The sequence below is a fragment of the Acinetobacter sp. YH16056_T genome, from assembly GCF_024605895.1.
GTDB lineage: Bacteria > Pseudomonadota > Gammaproteobacteria > Pseudomonadales > Moraxellaceae > Acinetobacter > Acinetobacter amyesii.
The window spans coordinates 2,211,191-2,227,420 of the sequence record NZ_CP094545.1 but is presented as its reverse complement, the minus strand read 5'-3'; the positions used below and the strand labels follow the sequence as shown (position 1 = coordinate 2,227,420).

General features: G+C 39.8%; 14 protein-coding genes and 5 tRNA genes. 3 read left to right on the top strand and 16 right to left on the bottom strand.

Annotation, left to right across the window (positions count from 1 at the left end):
• Positions 1–55 precede the first annotated feature (55 nt).
• Positions 56–1,300: an NADH:flavin oxidoreductase/NADH oxidase family protein gene (locus MST17_RS11065; protein ID WP_180026819.1), complete on the top strand. Its 1,245-nt coding sequence runs from the start codon at positions 56–58 to the stop codon at positions 1,298–1,300.
• Between the two features lie 88 nt (positions 1,301–1,388).
• A complete protein-coding gene (locus tag MST17_RS11060; RefSeq protein ID WP_180026818.1) occupies positions 1,389–1,988 on the top strand; it encodes a YiiX family permuted papain-like enzyme in 600 nt (199 codons plus the stop codon).
• Between the two features lie 66 nt (positions 1,989–2,054).
• Here MST17_RS11060 and MST17_RS11055 read toward each other — a convergent pair.
• The 15 genes from MST17_RS11055 to pyrC form a co-directional block, all read right to left on the bottom strand.
• Positions 2,055–2,130 (bottom strand) — tRNA-Glu (locus MST17_RS11055).
• Between the two features lie 58 nt (positions 2,131–2,188).
• Positions 2,189–2,264 (bottom strand) — tRNA-Glu (locus MST17_RS11050).
• Between the two features lie 24 nt (positions 2,265–2,288).
• Positions 2,289–2,364: transfer RNA gene (locus MST17_RS11045), tRNA-Glu, on the bottom strand.
• 132 nt (positions 2,365–2,496) lie between these two features.
• Positions 2,497–3,402 (bottom strand): alpha/beta hydrolase, encoded by a 906-nt coding sequence (locus MST17_RS11040; protein ID WP_180026817.1) that lies wholly within the window; start codon positions 3,400–3,402, stop codon positions 2,497–2,499.
• A 109-nt stretch (positions 3,403–3,511) separates the two neighbouring features.
• Positions 3,512–4,930, bottom strand: a complete 1,419-nt coding sequence (locus tag MST17_RS11035) for an amino acid permease (protein ID WP_180026816.1) — start codon at positions 4,928–4,930, stop codon at positions 3,512–3,514.
• Positions 4,931–5,053: 123 nt separating this feature from the next.
• Positions 5,054–5,129 (bottom strand) — tRNA-Glu (locus MST17_RS11030).
• 191 nt (positions 5,130–5,320) lie between these two features.
• The gene (locus tag MST17_RS11025; RefSeq protein ID WP_180026815.1) at positions 5,321–6,751 is read right to left on the bottom strand and encodes an amino acid permease; all 1,431 of its coding nucleotides are present in this window, start codon (positions 6,749–6,751) and stop codon (positions 5,321–5,323) included.
• A gap of 128 nt (positions 6,752–6,879) precedes the next feature.
• Positions 6,880–7,032, bottom strand: coding sequence for a hypothetical protein (locus MST17_RS11020; RefSeq protein ID WP_168379378.1), 153 nt, complete (start codon positions 7,030–7,032; stop codon positions 6,880–6,882).
• A 65-nt stretch (positions 7,033–7,097) separates the two neighbouring features.
• Positions 7,098–7,865 (bottom strand): hypothetical protein, encoded by a 768-nt coding sequence (locus tag MST17_RS11015; RefSeq protein ID WP_180026814.1) that lies wholly within the window; start codon positions 7,863–7,865, stop codon positions 7,098–7,100.
• Positions 7,862–8,698 carry a hypothetical protein gene (locus MST17_RS11010; RefSeq protein WP_180026813.1) on the bottom strand — a complete coding sequence of 279 codons (837 nt, stop codon included), beginning with the start codon at positions 8,696–8,698 and terminating at the stop codon, positions 7,862–7,864. The genes MST17_RS11015 and MST17_RS11010 overlap by 4 nt, the downstream gene beginning before the upstream one ends.
• Before the next feature lie 60 nt (positions 8,699–8,758).
• On the bottom strand, positions 8,759–10,090 hold the full coding sequence (locus tag MST17_RS11005; RefSeq protein ID WP_180026812.1) for a hypothetical protein: 1,332 nt from the start codon (positions 10,088–10,090) through the stop codon (positions 8,759–8,761).
• Positions 10,078–11,295: a Plug domain-containing protein gene (locus tag MST17_RS11000; RefSeq protein ID WP_180026811.1), complete on the bottom strand. Its 1,218-nt coding sequence runs from the start codon at positions 11,293–11,295 to the stop codon at positions 10,078–10,080. Before MST17_RS11000 ends, MST17_RS11005 begins: the two co-directional genes overlap by 13 nt.
• 201 nt (positions 11,296–11,496) lie before the next feature.
• Positions 11,497–11,572, bottom strand: a tRNA-Glu gene (locus MST17_RS10995).
• Positions 11,573–11,592: 20 nt separating this feature from the next.
• A complete protein-coding gene (gene rnt / locus MST17_RS10990) occupies positions 11,593–12,252 on the bottom strand; it encodes a ribonuclease T (protein ID WP_078192915.1) in 660 nt (219 codons plus the stop codon).
• The gene (gene pyrC / locus MST17_RS10985) at positions 12,237–13,271 is read right to left on the bottom strand and encodes a dihydroorotase (RefSeq protein WP_180026810.1); all 1,035 of its coding nucleotides are present in this window, start codon (positions 13,269–13,271) and stop codon (positions 12,237–12,239) included. The genes rnt and pyrC overlap by 16 nt, the downstream gene beginning before the upstream one ends.
• A gap of 151 nt (positions 13,272–13,422) precedes the next feature.
• Between pyrC and MST17_RS10980 the strand changes: the two genes are divergently transcribed.
• Complete coding sequence (locus MST17_RS10980) at positions 13,423–14,679, top strand: diguanylate cyclase (protein WP_180026809.1); 1,257 nt, start codon at positions 13,423–13,425, stop codon at positions 14,677–14,679.
• Between the two features lie 82 nt (positions 14,680–14,761).
• Here MST17_RS10980 and argG read toward each other — a convergent pair whose 3' ends face one another.
• Complete coding sequence (gene argG / locus MST17_RS10975; RefSeq protein ID WP_078189146.1) at positions 14,762–16,105, bottom strand: argininosuccinate synthase; 1,344 nt, start codon at positions 16,103–16,105, stop codon at positions 14,762–14,764.
• Positions 16,106–16,230: the final 125 nt, after the last annotated feature.

Here is a 16,230-nt window from a genome sequence, read left to right as displayed (position 1 = left end):
AAAATAATAATTAGAGTAAATGCTCAGGACTTATTATTTCATTTTGGACATTGTCATGAGCCATTTAGCTGAAAGCTTTAAAATTCGTAATACCACGTTTAAAAATCGCATCATCAAAGGTGCAATGAGTGAAGCATTGGCCAATACCGCAGGCCAACCCAATCACCTACATTTTGGATTATATGAAGCTTGGGCGAAAGGTGGTTTAGGCTGTGCCATTACGGGTAATGTCATGGTGGATTTCCGTGCTAAAAATGAGCCGGGGGTTGTGGTCGCTGAAACTGAGCGTGATTTGGCGCAGTTAACACAGTGGGCTGAGTTGGGGAAAAAGCACGGCATGGTGCAATTGGTTCAACTTTCACATCCGGGTCGTCAATGTCCTAAAGGTTTAAATAAAGAAACGGTTGCACCGTCTGCTGTGCCATTTAGTCCGATGTTAGCTACAACGTTTGGAACACCGCGCGAACTTCGTGAAGATGAAATTTTAGATATCATTCAGCGTTTTGCACGTGCTGCACACATTTGTGAAAAGGCAGGCTTCGAAGGCGTGCAATTGCATGGTGCGCATGGTTATTTAATTAGTCAGTTCTTGTCGCCACTGACCAATAAACGTCAAGATCAGTGGGGTGGTTCAAATGAAAATCGCATGCGCTTTTTGCTTGAAATCTATAAGGCAGTTCGTGCTGCGACGACAGATGATTTTATCATTTCGGTCAAACTGAATTCTGCTGATTTCCAACGCGGCGGAATTAGCGAAACAGATGTGATTGAGGTCTTTAAGGCAATCGATGCCGCAGGGATTGATATGATTGAAATCTCGGGCGGTTCCTATGAAGCGCCAGCGATGGCCGGTGCTAAAGCAGAAAAACGTAAAGCCAGTACCATTGCTCGTGAAGCTTATTTCCTCGATTTTGCGGACAATATCCGTAAAGAAGTGAAATGCGCGTTAATGGTTACCGGCGGGTTTAGAACCGTGCAAGGCATGAATGCTGCACTAGACAGTGGAGCTTGTGATTTTATTGGTATTGCACGTCCATTCGCTGTTGAAGTCGATTTGGCTGATCGTTTATTGGCGGGTCAGGATGTTCGTTACGGTGTGGACAAAATTAAAACTGGCATACCGATGATAGATAAAATGGCGATTATGGAAATTATTTGGTATGCCGCTCAGTTTAAATCGATTGGTGAAGGCAAACAGCCAAATCCTAAACTTTCGCCGTTAAAAGTGTTTTTTAAATATCTTAAAGGCAATTTAACCGCGGTCATTAAAGGGCAAGTCAATTCACGTAAGTCGGCTTAATCAATCTTTGAATTTTTAGAATCAGGGCAACCGACATATATTCCTGTTATGGTTGCCTTCATTCATATCAATATTGCTTACAATAAAAATGTCTAAAATTTTAATATTAACGGTCATTCTTTCGGGGCTCAGTTCTGCCCTCTATGCCCAGTCCGTATTTCAGACGGGAGATATTATTTTTCATATCTCAAAGTCACAACAAAGTTTAAGCATTCAAAAGGCCACACATTCGCCCTATAGTCACATGGGCATGATCGTAAATAAAAATAACCAAACCTGGGTGCTTGAAGCCATTCAACCTGTGCAATATACCGCTTTAAATCAATGGATCGCGCGTGGGGAGAATGCTCACTATGTGGTGAAAAGGCTCAAACAACCCTTAAATGTGCCGCAGAAAACGAAGTTGGTACAACATGCAGAAAAGTACTTGGGCAAACCCTATGATATTTATTTTGAATGGGATGACCGTGCAATTTACTGTTCTGAAATTGTTTGGAAAGCTTATCAGCATGCTTTAGGAATCGAACTTTCTCCATTACAACAACTGAAACAATTTGATTTAAAACAAAATGAAGTGCAGCATCTAATGCGGCAGCGCTATGGTCAAAATATTCCGCTAAATGAGCAGGTGATTGCCCCTAAGGCCATTTATGATTCAAAACTTTTAAAAGAAATATTTAGAAATTAAGGCAATAAAAAAGCCCAAGTCGCAATGCTTGAGCTTTTTAATGAGTGGTTAAAACCAACTCGAATATGGCGTCCCTACGGGGATTCGAACCCCGGTTACCGCCGTGAAAGGGCGATGTCCTAGGCCTCTAGACGATAGGGACAGTACAGAAAGCAAATTTTAAAACCGTTCATTTCAGTCTAAGTTTTTAGACTAAATAATGGCGTCCCTACGGGGATTCGAACCCCGGTTACCGCCGTGAAAGGGCGATGTCCTAGGCCTCTAGACGATAGGGACTTAATAAAATGTACTTCTGAAAATTGGCGTCCCTACGGGGATTCGAACCCCGGTTACCGCCGTGAAAGGGCGATGTCCTAGGCCTCTAGACGATAGGGACGTTTCAGAGGTGGGCGTATATTAGGGTGAAAATCGGGGGGTGTCAAACGCTTTTCTATAAATAAATTCAGTTTTTGTTGTTGAGTGCATAAAATTAAAACAATTTGCTAAAAATGTTTGAAAAATACATTATTTATGTCGATTTTTTCAACACTTGTAAAATTGTAGCAATAACTTCTGGATGTGTTAAATATCCTGCAATATCGTGTGGGTGTTCAATCGATGTCTGAATTTGCTGGTTCATGATGGCGGGTTGAAAATCAAATGGTGCCTGACTCAGCGGAAAAGCGCTGAGAAAATCATCATGTGAATAAAAGTTTAACCAATCGCCTGAAATTGCATCAGATCGCTGTAAAGGTTGAGGTAAGTGGGCTTGGATGACACGAAAAGCCAAAGGTGAGCCTAAGGTGATAAAGCGCTGTATGTTGAGTTCAGGATGTAGCAGTAAAAAATGATACGCAATCACGCTACCTAATGAATGTGCAATCAACAGGGTAGGTTTCGTTTGATGTAATTGCTCATGCAGACGAGTGTGAACTGCCTGAATAAAATGTGGATTGGATAAATAAAGATAAGTTTCGACCAAAAATTTATGCAAAAGTGTGGCATGTAATTTTGGGAAATAATTCATTAAAACTGCAAAATCGCGTAGCGCAAGATCTTTGCCAAGTGCAGTGATCGATTTGAATGATTGGCTTAATCCAATAGCATCATTGAGGGTGATGTCAGGTAGATTATTTTGTACAGCGTGATGCTCAAGTACTTTTGGTGATTTTTCTGGGAGTTCAGTACGATGGATAAACGGAAAATGTGGCCACGTTTGAGGCGTCAAGGTGCTGGCTTGAAGCATATTCTGCAAATGATAACGCGTGAGTAAGTCCCCATAAAAAGGCATGCGCATATGGTGCTGTATATACGATAAAAAAGTCTCTTGATGGCTTTGCTTTAAGCCTTGAGACAACAGTGCAAGCCAATGCTGTTCGAGCGAACGTGCAGTTTGTTGCTGTTGATTCATGCCATGGATAAAGATGATCTGCATATTGCACCCCATCGACGGAACAATTTTTATTCTACTTTTATTAAAATATAGCCATAAAAAAAGAGCAACCGAAGTTACTCTTTTATTGTGTTTGGTATGACAACGCAGATCAATCTTTGTTGTGATACAAGGTGTAGTAGCTGATATAACATGCCACGATGAAGATCATACAGCAGATAAAGCCAGTCAACATTTCTGGGTCAAATACCATACTAATACAGGTAATCAGACAGAATACAAAACCGAGTATCGGCACGATTGGGAAGAGTGGTGCAGCAAAAGCTAAATCTTTTGCAGTTTTGCCTTCTTTATACCACTGACGACGGAAGTTAAATTGGCTTAAACAAATACTCATCCACACTACCACCATGGTAAATGCCGCAACACCTAACAAGTTTTTGAAGATGGTTTCTGGTGCAAATTGCTCAGAAAGTAAGCCCGGCATACCACCGATCATGGTCACAATTACTGCAACATAAGGAATACCACGTGAGTTCACTTTAGAGAACACTGCAGGTAATTGCTTACTATAGGACAATGACCACATCATTCGAGATGCAGCAAATAAACCAGAGTTTGCAGCAGAAAGTAGCGCTGTGATAATCACAAAGCGGATAATGTCTTCTGCATAAGGAATACCAATGTGCTGGAATACCGTTACGAAAGGTGAACTACTTACACCTTCGGCAGATAAGCCGGCTTCTTGATGGGGTAATAGTGCAGTAATAACAACAATGGTACCCACAAAGAAAATCAATAAGCGGAAAATCGCCGTGTTAATGGCTTTAGGCACATTTTTCGCTGGATCTTTGGTTTCACCCGCAGCAACACCAATCAGTTCAGTACCTGAGAATGCAAAGTTCACAATCAACATTGTAGCGAAGATTGGGAACAAACCTTCAGGGAACCAGCCTTGTGCAGTGAGGTTGCTAAACAGTGGTGCAGCTTCATAGCCTCTATAGCCTAAAACACCAAAAATGGCCAATAGACCTAAAATAATAAAGGCTACAACGGTAATCACTTTGACTAAAGCTAGCCAAAATTCAGATTCAGCAAACCATCTGGTTGAAATCATATTCAAGCAGAATACAAAAGCACCAAAGATTAGGGTCCACATCCACATAGAGCTGTCTGGGAACCATTCCTGCATTAAAAGTGCAGCAGCGGTAAATTCAGTTCCTAGCGTTACTGACCATGTCAGCCAATAGAGCCAAGTGATGGTATAACCCGTACCAGGTCCGATATAGCGTTTAGCATAAGCGCCAAATGAACCAGATTCTGGCATATGTACAGCGAGCTCGCCTAAGCAAAGCATCACCATATAGGCGATAATACCGCCTAAAAAATACGAAATAATGGCACCTACAGGCCCCGTTTGTGCAATGACTTCACCCGAACCAAGAAATAAACCAGTACCGATTGCGCCGCCAAGCGAAATCATCACCAGATGTCGAGTACTCATAGCGCGTTTTAACGGCGCAGAATTGCCCTGATGCGAAGCATCATTCGGAGAATGTGATGACTGCATAGAGAAAAAGGAGAATCAAATAATGAAGCGAGTAATTGTAGAGAAGAATGCAATGATGATGCAATCAATTAATATAAATTATAGATAAATAAACTTTAAGTTTGTCAGAACTGACAGAAGAATTGGCGTCCCTACGGGGATTCGAACCCCGGTTACCGCCGTGAAAGGGCGATGTCCTAGGCCTCTAGACGATAGGGACGTTTTAAGGTGCTGTCATAGTATGAATAAACATGATGTGAGTCAAAGAAAAAATTTAAATCTCAGCTCATTTGTCTGTTATTTAAACATATAAATCAACGATTAATAAATTATAGAAAAGAAAGGCTTTGAAAATAAAAAAGCGAACCCAATGGCTTTGGATTCGCTTTAAAGATTAATCATTAAATCAGCTTAATCTTGATTATGATATAACCAATAATAACCTGCATAACATGCCGCCATAAAGATCAAGCATCCAATAAAGCCTGAAAGCATTTCAGGATCTGCAGCCATACTTAAACCTGTTGCGGTACAGCAGACAAAGCCAAGGATTGGAACCAGTGGGAACCATGGTGTACGGAATTTAAGTTCTGACACGCTATGACCTTGTTTCAGCCATTGGCGACGGAAGTTAAATTGACTCCAACAAATACTCATCCACACGATCACCATAGTGAAAGCGGCAACCCCCATCAAGTTTTTGAAGATCACATCTGCGCCAAATTGTTCTGACAATAGACCTGGTAAACCACCGATCATAGTGACCAATACAGCAATATAAGGCACACCTGTTTTGCTTAATTTGCCGAAAGCACGTGGTAATTGTTTTTGTGCAGACAGTGCCCACATCATACGCGATGCAGCATATAAACCAGAGTTAGCTGTAGACAGTAAAGCTGTAATAATGACGAAACGAATTAAGTCTTCTGCATAGGGAATGCCCATCAGGTTAAATACGGAAACGAATGGGCTACTACTTAAGCCGCCATGTCCACCAACATTTAAACCTGCATCGGTATAGGTCAACAGTGAACTGATGACGATAATAGTGCCGACAAAGAAAATGATTAAGCGCCATACCGCAGCATGAATGGCTTTAGGCACATTCTTTTCAGGGTTTTCAGTTTCACCTGCAGCGATACCAATCATTTCTGTACCATTAAAGGCAAAGTTCACGATCAATAGCGTGGCAAACAGTGGGAACAAACCATTTGGCAGCCAACCATGTTCAGTCAAATTGTGGAACATTGGAGCTGATTCATAGCCTTGGAAAGGCACGAAACCAAAGATGCAGGCAAAACCAAGGATGATGAAAATCAACACTGTTGCAACTTTCACCATTGATAACCAAAATTCTGACTCTGCGAATGCGCGTGTAGAACTTAGATTAGAAATCAGTACACCAGCAGCAAAGATCAGTGTCCATAACCAAATAGAGGTTTGTGGAAACCATTCCTGCATCAAAATAGCCGCCGCAGTAAATTCTGTACCTAAGGTGGCAGACCAGCCCAACCAGTACATCCAAGACACCATATAACCGGTACCAGGGCCAATATAATTTGTCGCAAAAGCACCAAAAGACCCAGAAACAGGTAAATGTACGGCAAGTTCACCCAAACAGAGCATGACCATGTAGGCAATCAAACCGCCAATAATATAGGCAAGAACAGCGCCTAAAGGCCCAGCTTGTGAAATAACTTCACCTGAACCCATAAACAAACCAGTACCAATTGCACCACCAAGTGAGAGCATCACAAGGTGTCGAGTCGTCATCGCACGTTTAAGCGATGGACTTTTACCTTCAGCAGACGAGTGTTGCGAAGGTTCAGAGGGAGATTGCATAGTGAAATGAAAATTGAACGAAAGGTATATTTTATGATTGAATGCAGTGAAATGATTGATAAATCGAATTTTTCTTATAATGTGATAATACTGATCTAAAATTTAAATCTTTAGCACTGACCATTGGATTAATGGTCAGGAGTTTGATACTCAGCTTCAGAAGTTGCAGGTACTTGAGTTTGTTCAGCTACAGGGGCTTTGTTGTCATCGCGGCTCACAATATACAGATAGAGTGCAGATGGAAATAAGATGGCTAAAACCAAGAGCAACTTTTTAAACATAGGGTATTCTTACATCAAAATAGATCAAGCTGAAGTATAAACAAAACCAGTCAGGCTGTAATTAATTAAAGTTTGTGGTTTTTCTGTTCTAGATTGGACAGTATGATTTGGTAAATGTCGGGGTAGTGTTGTTTAAAGTTCCGTTGTTGCATGATTGTGATGGTTGAAGCATTTGGCTCGACACCCAGTTTTAAAATTTTTTGGGTTAAAGCGAGTTGAGGGGAGCGACCATCAAAATGTGTATTTAGTAAGTTACCATCGGTATATTTTACTGTGAGTCCGATATTCAGGAGATAATCAAAAACATCAGGCAAACCAAAACCGGCAGCTTTGTAGAGTAAATTATATGTTTCTGCACGATAGCCACGGCCGTATGTTTGATGTGTTTTTAATAATCCTAATGCATTATAAAATTCTAACTTGGCAATAATTTCTTGTTCATTAATAGAACCATCGCCATTTTTTAAAGTCCTATTGATGGTATTAAAAGTCACATCGTTTGAGCTGGGTTTGCAATTAGCAGCAATCAGTCGCTTGATATCTTGAAGTGGAAGTATAAGATGCGCTGTGTCACACATTTTTTTAACTTCTTTATTTTTCATTTTACTGCTTTGAATATTTTTATTTTCAAATTCCTGCACTATGGCTGACCAACCATATATGTTTATAAATTTATAATAACGAGACGTATCATTTGTCATCCCTTTGATCTTTTTAAAGTCTTGAATGTTTTTCACTGATGGTGCATTGGTAGAGAGATTTTGTGGTAATGGAGCATTTGCAAAGCAATGCATACTCATTAGCAGGCAGCTGGTAATAACGATGTTTTTCATGGTTTGTGTGCTTTTAATAAATTGTAAACGTCAGGATATTTGGTTGAAAAGTCATTCTGTTCCATTTGTTTATAAACGTTACTATTGGGCTCGATTCCTGCATTCAGTAGTTTTTGAACCAAACTCACAGAAGGGTTACGGCCTTTGATATTGTCTAAAATTAAATTACCATCCACGCCCGTGTAATCGACACCAATACTCAGCAAATAATCAGAAACGTCTTCAAGCCCCCAACCAATTGTTTTAGATTGCAAAGAGCTTTTTTCTTCATACGGGCCAAATTTATACGTAACGTGTGTTTGTAAAACATTTTCCGACTTGTAGAGTTTTAATTTTTCAATGATTTCGTTTTGATCTATTTTGCCTTCTGCATTGGTTAATGCGCAATTAATAATCATAGAGGATGAACGGCCATTGAGTGGTTTGCAATTTGCTTTAAATAAGCGTTTGGTTTGATCGGCAGTGCTATGACTCAGTGCAATTTCGCAAAGTTTTTCTTTTTCCCTTTTAGGCATTTTGCTTTTTAGGATGGTTCCTTTTTCAAAATCACGAACGATTGACTCCCAACCGTATTTGCTTGCTGTTCGGTAATACTGTATTGCTTCTTCGCTCAATTTTTTTGGTTTTTTCGCTTGTATTTGAGTGTCATGATCGTTGGTTTCGGGAATAGAAGATTCTTGGTCATCATTCAATGCTGTTTGATTTGTATGATTGGCATCGTGCTCAACAGTATTTGAAGGATTTATCGGTAGGCTGGCTTCTGGTCTAAAAATGTAGATGAAGATACCGAGACATACTAGGCACAGGCCAAAGATTAAGATTATTTTTTTCATTTTTTCGTCTATTTAAAAATGAATCAAGAGCGTTTTGAGGCGCTCTTGATAGGGGAAAGTTTAAAATTTAAATGTGACATCAGCAATGAACTGTCGCCCAATTTCAGATCTAAGTCTGTTGGTCGACTCACTAATACCTGGGGTGGTATAGATATTATGTCGATTGGTAATATTGTTAATGGTTAAACCGAATATTGCTTTGAGGTCTTTAGCGAAATTGAAATCATAAGTGGTACGCATATCCCAACTAAATCGAGGTCTAATCGTATCTGTAGCATAGGCTTCCAACAGGACACCATCATGCTCAACTTTGTTTTTTAGTTTATACGTATCTTTATATTCAGAGTTGTAGCTTAAAAAGTTATTAATCTTTAATGGTAAATTTGAAAACTCAATGTCCCAACCAAAACGAGCAGTCCAAGGCTGATTGAAATTTTCAACAGGACGTTCATTAAATTGGATGAGGCTGCCGTTAAAGATAATATCGCGATCTTCAGCAGTCGTATTACTGTTAACGTTATATGACTCAGAATAGTCTAAATAATTTTTTTCTGATTCAGTGTAATCAAAGCCAAAGTTAAACCCGTGCAGAGAGTTTTTATATACGACTGGCAGTATATTTCTGAGTGTGAGTGTGTAAATGTCAGCTTTTGCTTTACCACTATTACTATATTCAAAATGATCGATGGTGTTGCTGGTGGTTGGATCAATAAAACGATTTTTTGTGATTTCATCTTTGCTATCACGATTCACCCATTTCAGACCAAGGTTCCAGTTTTTAACTTGGCTATTAATGGCAAACACAATTTCGTCAGCATAAGGGGTCTTTAAATTGGCACGTTGAACATTGGAATTAGCTAATATTAAATCTGATAACCCAGTTTGAGTCCAATAGTCTTCAGTTTGATTTTTTGTGCGTTTTAAATTGTATTCCAAAAATGCAAGTTGATCTTGCAGTTCAGTGGCTAAGGTATAGTTTGCATAATATCGATTCCATCCCGTAGTGAAGGACAGAAGATCATTTTTTAGCGGTTTATAGTTAAAGGCAGTACGAGGTGCAATATTTAAATTTTTCGATAAGCTATCATAATCTGCACGTAAACCTAAACGCGCTGAAAAATTATCCCAAGTCGATGTGTTTTCAATGAAGGTATGCACACGTTGTTGGTCAATATTAACTTTACCTTTTTGATAATACTTGCCATTTGTTTGATATTGGCCTTGATAGTTATTTTCATCCGTTGCTTCATCACAAAGAATATCACCTGCCGTACAGCTAATGCCTGAACTAGATGTAAAAGTCTTAGGCTGATTATACATATAGGCATCGTTAGGCCGTTCCCATGCAACTTTAGAATAGTCATAGCCCATACCAAAGCTTAATTGTTGCATGCTGTTGCCAATCTGAATGGTATCAACGCATTTTTTAGACTATACGAAAATGTATCTTGGTGTAATTCAATATCACTACTTGTGGCACCTTCACCAGGATTGGAACTCCAGTTTTTAGTTGGTGTTTGCTTCCAAAGAATGCCGGTAGTTGAATCATTTTCACGTGCTTGGCTTAGCGTTTGATAGCTAATATTTTGTTTTAATGTTGAATTATTGAGTTTACTTTCTAATTCACCAAAAAATGTCAACGTTTCTGTATTGCTAATACTTTTTGAATTTATTCGCTTATCAACGAAATTTAGACTGTCCAAATCCCCTAAATCAAAGCCAAACTTCGCTTTGGTTGTGTCCGAAGGTGTGTAAAAAAGGGTAGTCCCTAAGTTAATATTATTACGCTCGCTTTTGACTTTACTGCGATCTTCTAAACCACTCATTACTGGAACGATGGATTCACGTTTAGAGGCATAACTATTGATGCCCCATTGTTCAGAGAGTTTGCTGTATAGATTCAGGCTTAAGCCGTGTTTTTTATATTCTTTATTATTTGATGATGTTGGATCTTCAAACTCTGCAGCTTCTTCTTCATCGGTAAAATGATAACGTGACCAATCACTTTCCGTGTAGTCGTAAGTAACGGAGCCGTGGATTTTGCCAATTTCAGTATTTGGGGTACAAGTTTCAGCATTAACTACACCACCTGTAAATTCGCCGTATGCTGCAGAAACATTACTATCGATCAATTCTAATTTACAAATTAAATCGGTATTTAGGGCCATCCCTTGTGAGCCACCATCAAGCTTGCCTGAATAGGAGTTGCCGCTTGCCAGAGGGTCAAGGTTATTGGTGGTATTGACGCCGTTAATTACAAATTTATTTCGGTAAGTTTGCGCGCCATTAATAGATATCTCGGATGGTCGTAGCTCAGCCTGTGAATCTGCAGAACGTTGTTCACGGCTAAACTGCACATTTGGATTAACTTTTAAAAAGTCTGTGATATTTTTCGAACTATTCGGCGTTTTTTCTAAATCTTCTTTGGTGTAGATGGTTTTACCTACTTCTGGCTTGGCTTTGACTTCAACTTCAATCGGCGACATTTTGAGATTATTGCTTTGAATAAATTGAGTTGTATCAATTTCATTGGCATAAGCTTGAGATGCTAAAGCAGTCAAAATTGCGAGATTGAGGGGAGAATAGGCAAAGCGCATGGCTGTCAACAATTATGCAGATAAAAACGATAGCGATTATCATTAACTTTACAAAAATAATCAATAGAAATGAGAATTATTTGCAATAGGTGTTTTTTTAATACACAGCGAATTCAATGAAAATTTTGAATAATCAGAAGAGATGGTGATGTGTATTCAATAGACTTGAATAATCAGCTTGGAGAAAGTCTGAATAATAATTGGCGTCCCTACGGGGATTCGAACCCCGGTTACCGCCGTGAAAGGGCGATGTCCTAGGCCTCTAGACGATAGGGACGTTTAGAAGATGGCGGTATCTTATTGATCCGCCATCATAGTGTCAAGTAGGTGAGGGCCGAGTTTGTTCAAAATATAACAGAACAGTTCTGCGGTCTTCTGAGTATCGTAAAGTGCAGAGTGTGCTTCTTTACCATCAAACTCAATACCAGCTTGAATACATGATTTTGCCAGCACAGTTTGTCCAAACATTACAGCGCTCAAAGTCACTGTATCGAATACGGAAAAACTATGGAAAGGATTTTGATTTTTTGTTCCTGTACGTGCAATAGCTGCCTGTACAAACCCTAAATCAAAATGGGCATTGTGACCAACTAAAACAGCATGAGTGCAGTTTTGTTGACGACGTACTTCATTCACTGACTTAAAAATACGTTTTAATGCTGATTTCTCATCTTCAGCCATGGCCATACGCATCGGATTAAATGGATCTACACCAATAAAATCCAGTGAGCGACGGTCAAGGTTGGCACCTTCAAACGGATTGATATGTGCATGGTGGGCTTCACCCGGTACAAAATTACCTTCTGCATCATACACAATAGGAATAGCTGCAATTTCCAGTAAGGCATCGGTCTGTGAATTAAAACCTGCTGTTTCGACATCGACAACAACAGGTAGGAATCCACGGAAACGTTGACCAATGACTGGTCGAGTTTCATCTGTCACACTTTTCTCCATTGGATGGTCTTACCCGCATACAACGGAATAATTTTTTCGCCATCCAAATAGTCTAAACTTTCAGGGATCATTTGATCTTCTTTTACCAAGGTAATGGTATTGGTATTTCGAGGGAGTCCGTAGAAGTCTGCACCAAAGTGGCTTGCAAAACCTTCTAAACGGTCGATTTTACCGACTTGATCAAATGCTTGAGCGTATAGCTCAATTGCTGTTGGTGCACTATAACATCCTGCACAGCCACATGCATTTTCTTTAGCATTTTTTGAGTGCGGCGCACTGTCTGTACCTAAGAAAAATTTAGGGTTCGCACTGGTCGCGACTTCGAGCAAAGTTTGCTGATGGGTTTGACGTTTTAATATCGGTAGGCAATAGAAATGCGGTTTAATACCACCCACCAACATATCATTACGGTTAAACAATAAATGTTGCGGTGTGATTGTCGCAGCGACATTACGGTCTTGTTCTAATACAAAATGCGCAGCTTCACTTGTGGTGATGTGTTCTAGCACCAATTTTAATTTAGGGAACTGTTTTAACAGTGGAGAAAGTACTTCATCAAGGAAACGTTTTTCACGGTCAAAAATATCGACATGGTTATGCGTCACTTCACCATGTAAGAGTAATGGCACTTGGTGTTCTTCGAGTTGCTCAATCACACCATATACTTTACTAATGTCACTGACACCACTGTCCGAGTTCGTGGTTGCACCTGCTGGATAGAGCTTAATGGCATTAACATGCTCAGATTCTTTAATTTTTTTAACTTCACTTGCAGGTGTGTTGTCTGTGAAATAGAGCACCATGCGCGGGTCAAAGTGAACGCCTTCAGGAACATGTGCCATGATACGTTCACGGTATGCATTTGCTTCTTCAACGGTTTTTACCGGTGGTACGGTGTTTGGCATACAAATCGCGCGAGAGAATTGTTGTGCTAAATCAGGAACTGTACGCTTTAGGGCTAGACCGTCACGTAAATGTGCATGCCAATCATCTGGCTGAAGAAGAGTAATCGTGTTCACAGCGATTCCAAGCTTGGAAATAAAACAAATGATAATGCAAATAATGTGAAAATGGTAACGAGATTTCTGTACAAATGACTGAACAGATATAAATAAAGAATAAAACTGTGGTATTTTTAAATGACTAAAAGAATTAGATAAATGCTTGGAAATGGAATACAAGTATAACCTTGCAAAGTTGCAATACGATAAAGAAAAAATAGAGGAACTGATTACACGGCAAACTCGTCGTGTAGGGGAAATGTTTCCTAAAAAACTGGAAACCCAATTTTGGACTTTAAACCTCGATCGTGCGCAAACCAACATACGTCATTTTTTCTGGATGGGGGTGTTGATCTACTTTGTGCTCACCATGCTGATCATTCCCGGAGATTACTGGATTATTGATCAACAGTATTTTGTGCATGATTTTATTCATTGTTTGCTTGGACAGCTCAATGGTGCGCTGTGTCTTCTGACTTTATATGCCTTTGCTCGTTACGACCGTCTGAAGCCTTATTTTTCACATGCCAGTATGTTTGTAGTGTTTTGGGCTGTTATTTCAATGTCTTGGCTCACCATGACCGTGTATACCGAAGCACTTAAACATCAGGCCATGATGATCCTTTGTATGATTTACATCTTGAGCTATATTTTGACGGGGGTTAAACCAGTCCAAATGTTGATGTCTGGCTTGTTGGCTGCTGTGGTCACCATGTTGATGCTTTTTTCATTAGAAGTGAAATTTGATGTGATGGTGTTGGGGCGTGTACTGATTGGAAGCTGTGTATTGGGTTTTGCAATCAGTAAGATGCTCTGTGCGCGTGAACGGATGATATTTTTGAATATGCTGCGCGCGGATATTAGTGAAAAAATCCATCGTATTCATACCACAGAGCTTTTACATTTAAGTCAGCACGATGAATTAACCAAGATTTCAAACCGACGTACTTTTGATGAAATGCTTGATACCTTTTATGAGCAATCTCGACGTAATAACACCTCGCTTGCTGTGCTATTTATCGATGTTGATCATTTTAAAAACTATAACGATTTCTACGGTCATCAAAAAGGCGATGATGTAATTTCAACCATTGCCAAAACCATTAAAAATGCCATTCGACATATGGATTTTGTAGCGCGATATGGTGGTGAAGAATTTGTGGTTTTATTGCCTGAAACCGATGCGCATGGTGCTTATGCGGTAGCGTCAAATATTTATAAAGCAATCGATCGTTTAGAAATTCCACATGCCAAATCACAGGTTTCAAATCACGTCACTATTAGTTTGGGTATTACGGTATATCGTGCTGAAAATATGACGAAGGATGAACTGTTAAATATTGCCGATCAGGCGTTGTATCGTGCGAAACAATTAGGCCGGAATCAAATTTACTATCAGTCGATTCGTTCAGCACATGTGGCTTAATGTTTAATAAAATTGAGAACTTCTCTGAAATCGGCAATAAAAAACCGCGCAAAATGCGCGGTTTTTTATGACTCAACAAATCTTATTTGTTTTTGTCTTTTAATTGAGGCACTGCAGAACCTGTACCTACTGCAAGTAAGCCAGAGTTTGTGTAGATACCTAATTTAGCGCGAGTATCTGTGATATCCAAGTTACGCATAGTCAATTGACCGATACGGTCAGCAGGACTAAACATAGAGTCACCTTTCTCCATAGTTAAACGTTCAGCTTCATAAGTGAGGTTAGGAGATTCAGTGTTTAGAATAGTGTAGTCATTACCACGACGAAGTTCTAAAGTCACAGTACCAGTGATTGCTTTAGCAACCCAACGCTGCGCAGTTTCACGAAGCATTAATGATTGAGAATCGAACCAACGACCTTGGTAAAGAAGACGACCTAAACGCAGACCGTTAATACGGTATTGTTCGATGGTGTCTTCGTTATGAATACCAGTCACTAAACGTTCATAAGCGATATGAAGAAGTGCCATACCCGGAGCTTCGTAGATACCACGAGATTTTGCTTCAATGATACGGTTTTCGATTTGGTCAGACATACCTAGACCATGACGACCACCGATACGGTTAGCTTCAAGAATGAACTCAACTGGGTTTTCGATGCGTTTGCCATTTAATGCAACAGGGAAGCCTTCTTCGAAAGTTACAGAAACTTCTTCAGCTTTTACTTCTACGTCATCTTTCCAGAACGCAACGCCCATGATTGGGTCTACGATTTTGATACCCGCATTAAGGTATTCAAGATCTTTTGCTTCGTGAGTCGCACCTAACATGTTTGAGTCAGTTGAGTACGCTTTCTCTTTTGACATTTTGTAGTCAAAACCATTGTCGATCAGGAACTGTGACATTTCTGCACGGCCGCCTAGCTCGTCAATGAAAGTTTGGTCTAACCAAGGTTTGTAAATTTTTAGCGATGGGTTAGTCAACAGACCATAACGATAGAAACGTTCAATGTCGTTACCTTTATAAGTCGAACCGTCACCCCAGATGTTTACGTCATCTTCTTTCATTGCGGTTACAAGCATCGTACCTGTAACTGCACGACCAAGAGGAGTCGTGTTGAAATAAGGCATACCACCAGTTGAAATGTGGAAAGCGCCACATTGAATAGCCGCAATACCTTCTAAAGCAAGTTGTAAACGACAATCAACTAAGCGAGCTTTAACTGCGCCATACGCTTCCGCTTTTTTTGGAATCGCATCGTAGTCGTCTTCATCAGGTTGACCTAAGTTTGCTGTGTAAGCATAAGGTTCTGCACCTTTTTGTTTCATCCACAAAAGCGCAGCTGAAGTATCTAGACCACCAGAGAAGGCAATACCAACTTTTTTGCCAACTGGGACATTCTGCAAGATAGTTGCATTATCAGTCATTGTTAATCCTAACGATATAAATATAGGCACCGAGAATGGGTGGCCTGAAAGAATACATATATGTGCATGATTGTAGCACTTTTCTGCGGGGTTTTTCTAAAAAATCATGAGATACAAGCGATGAG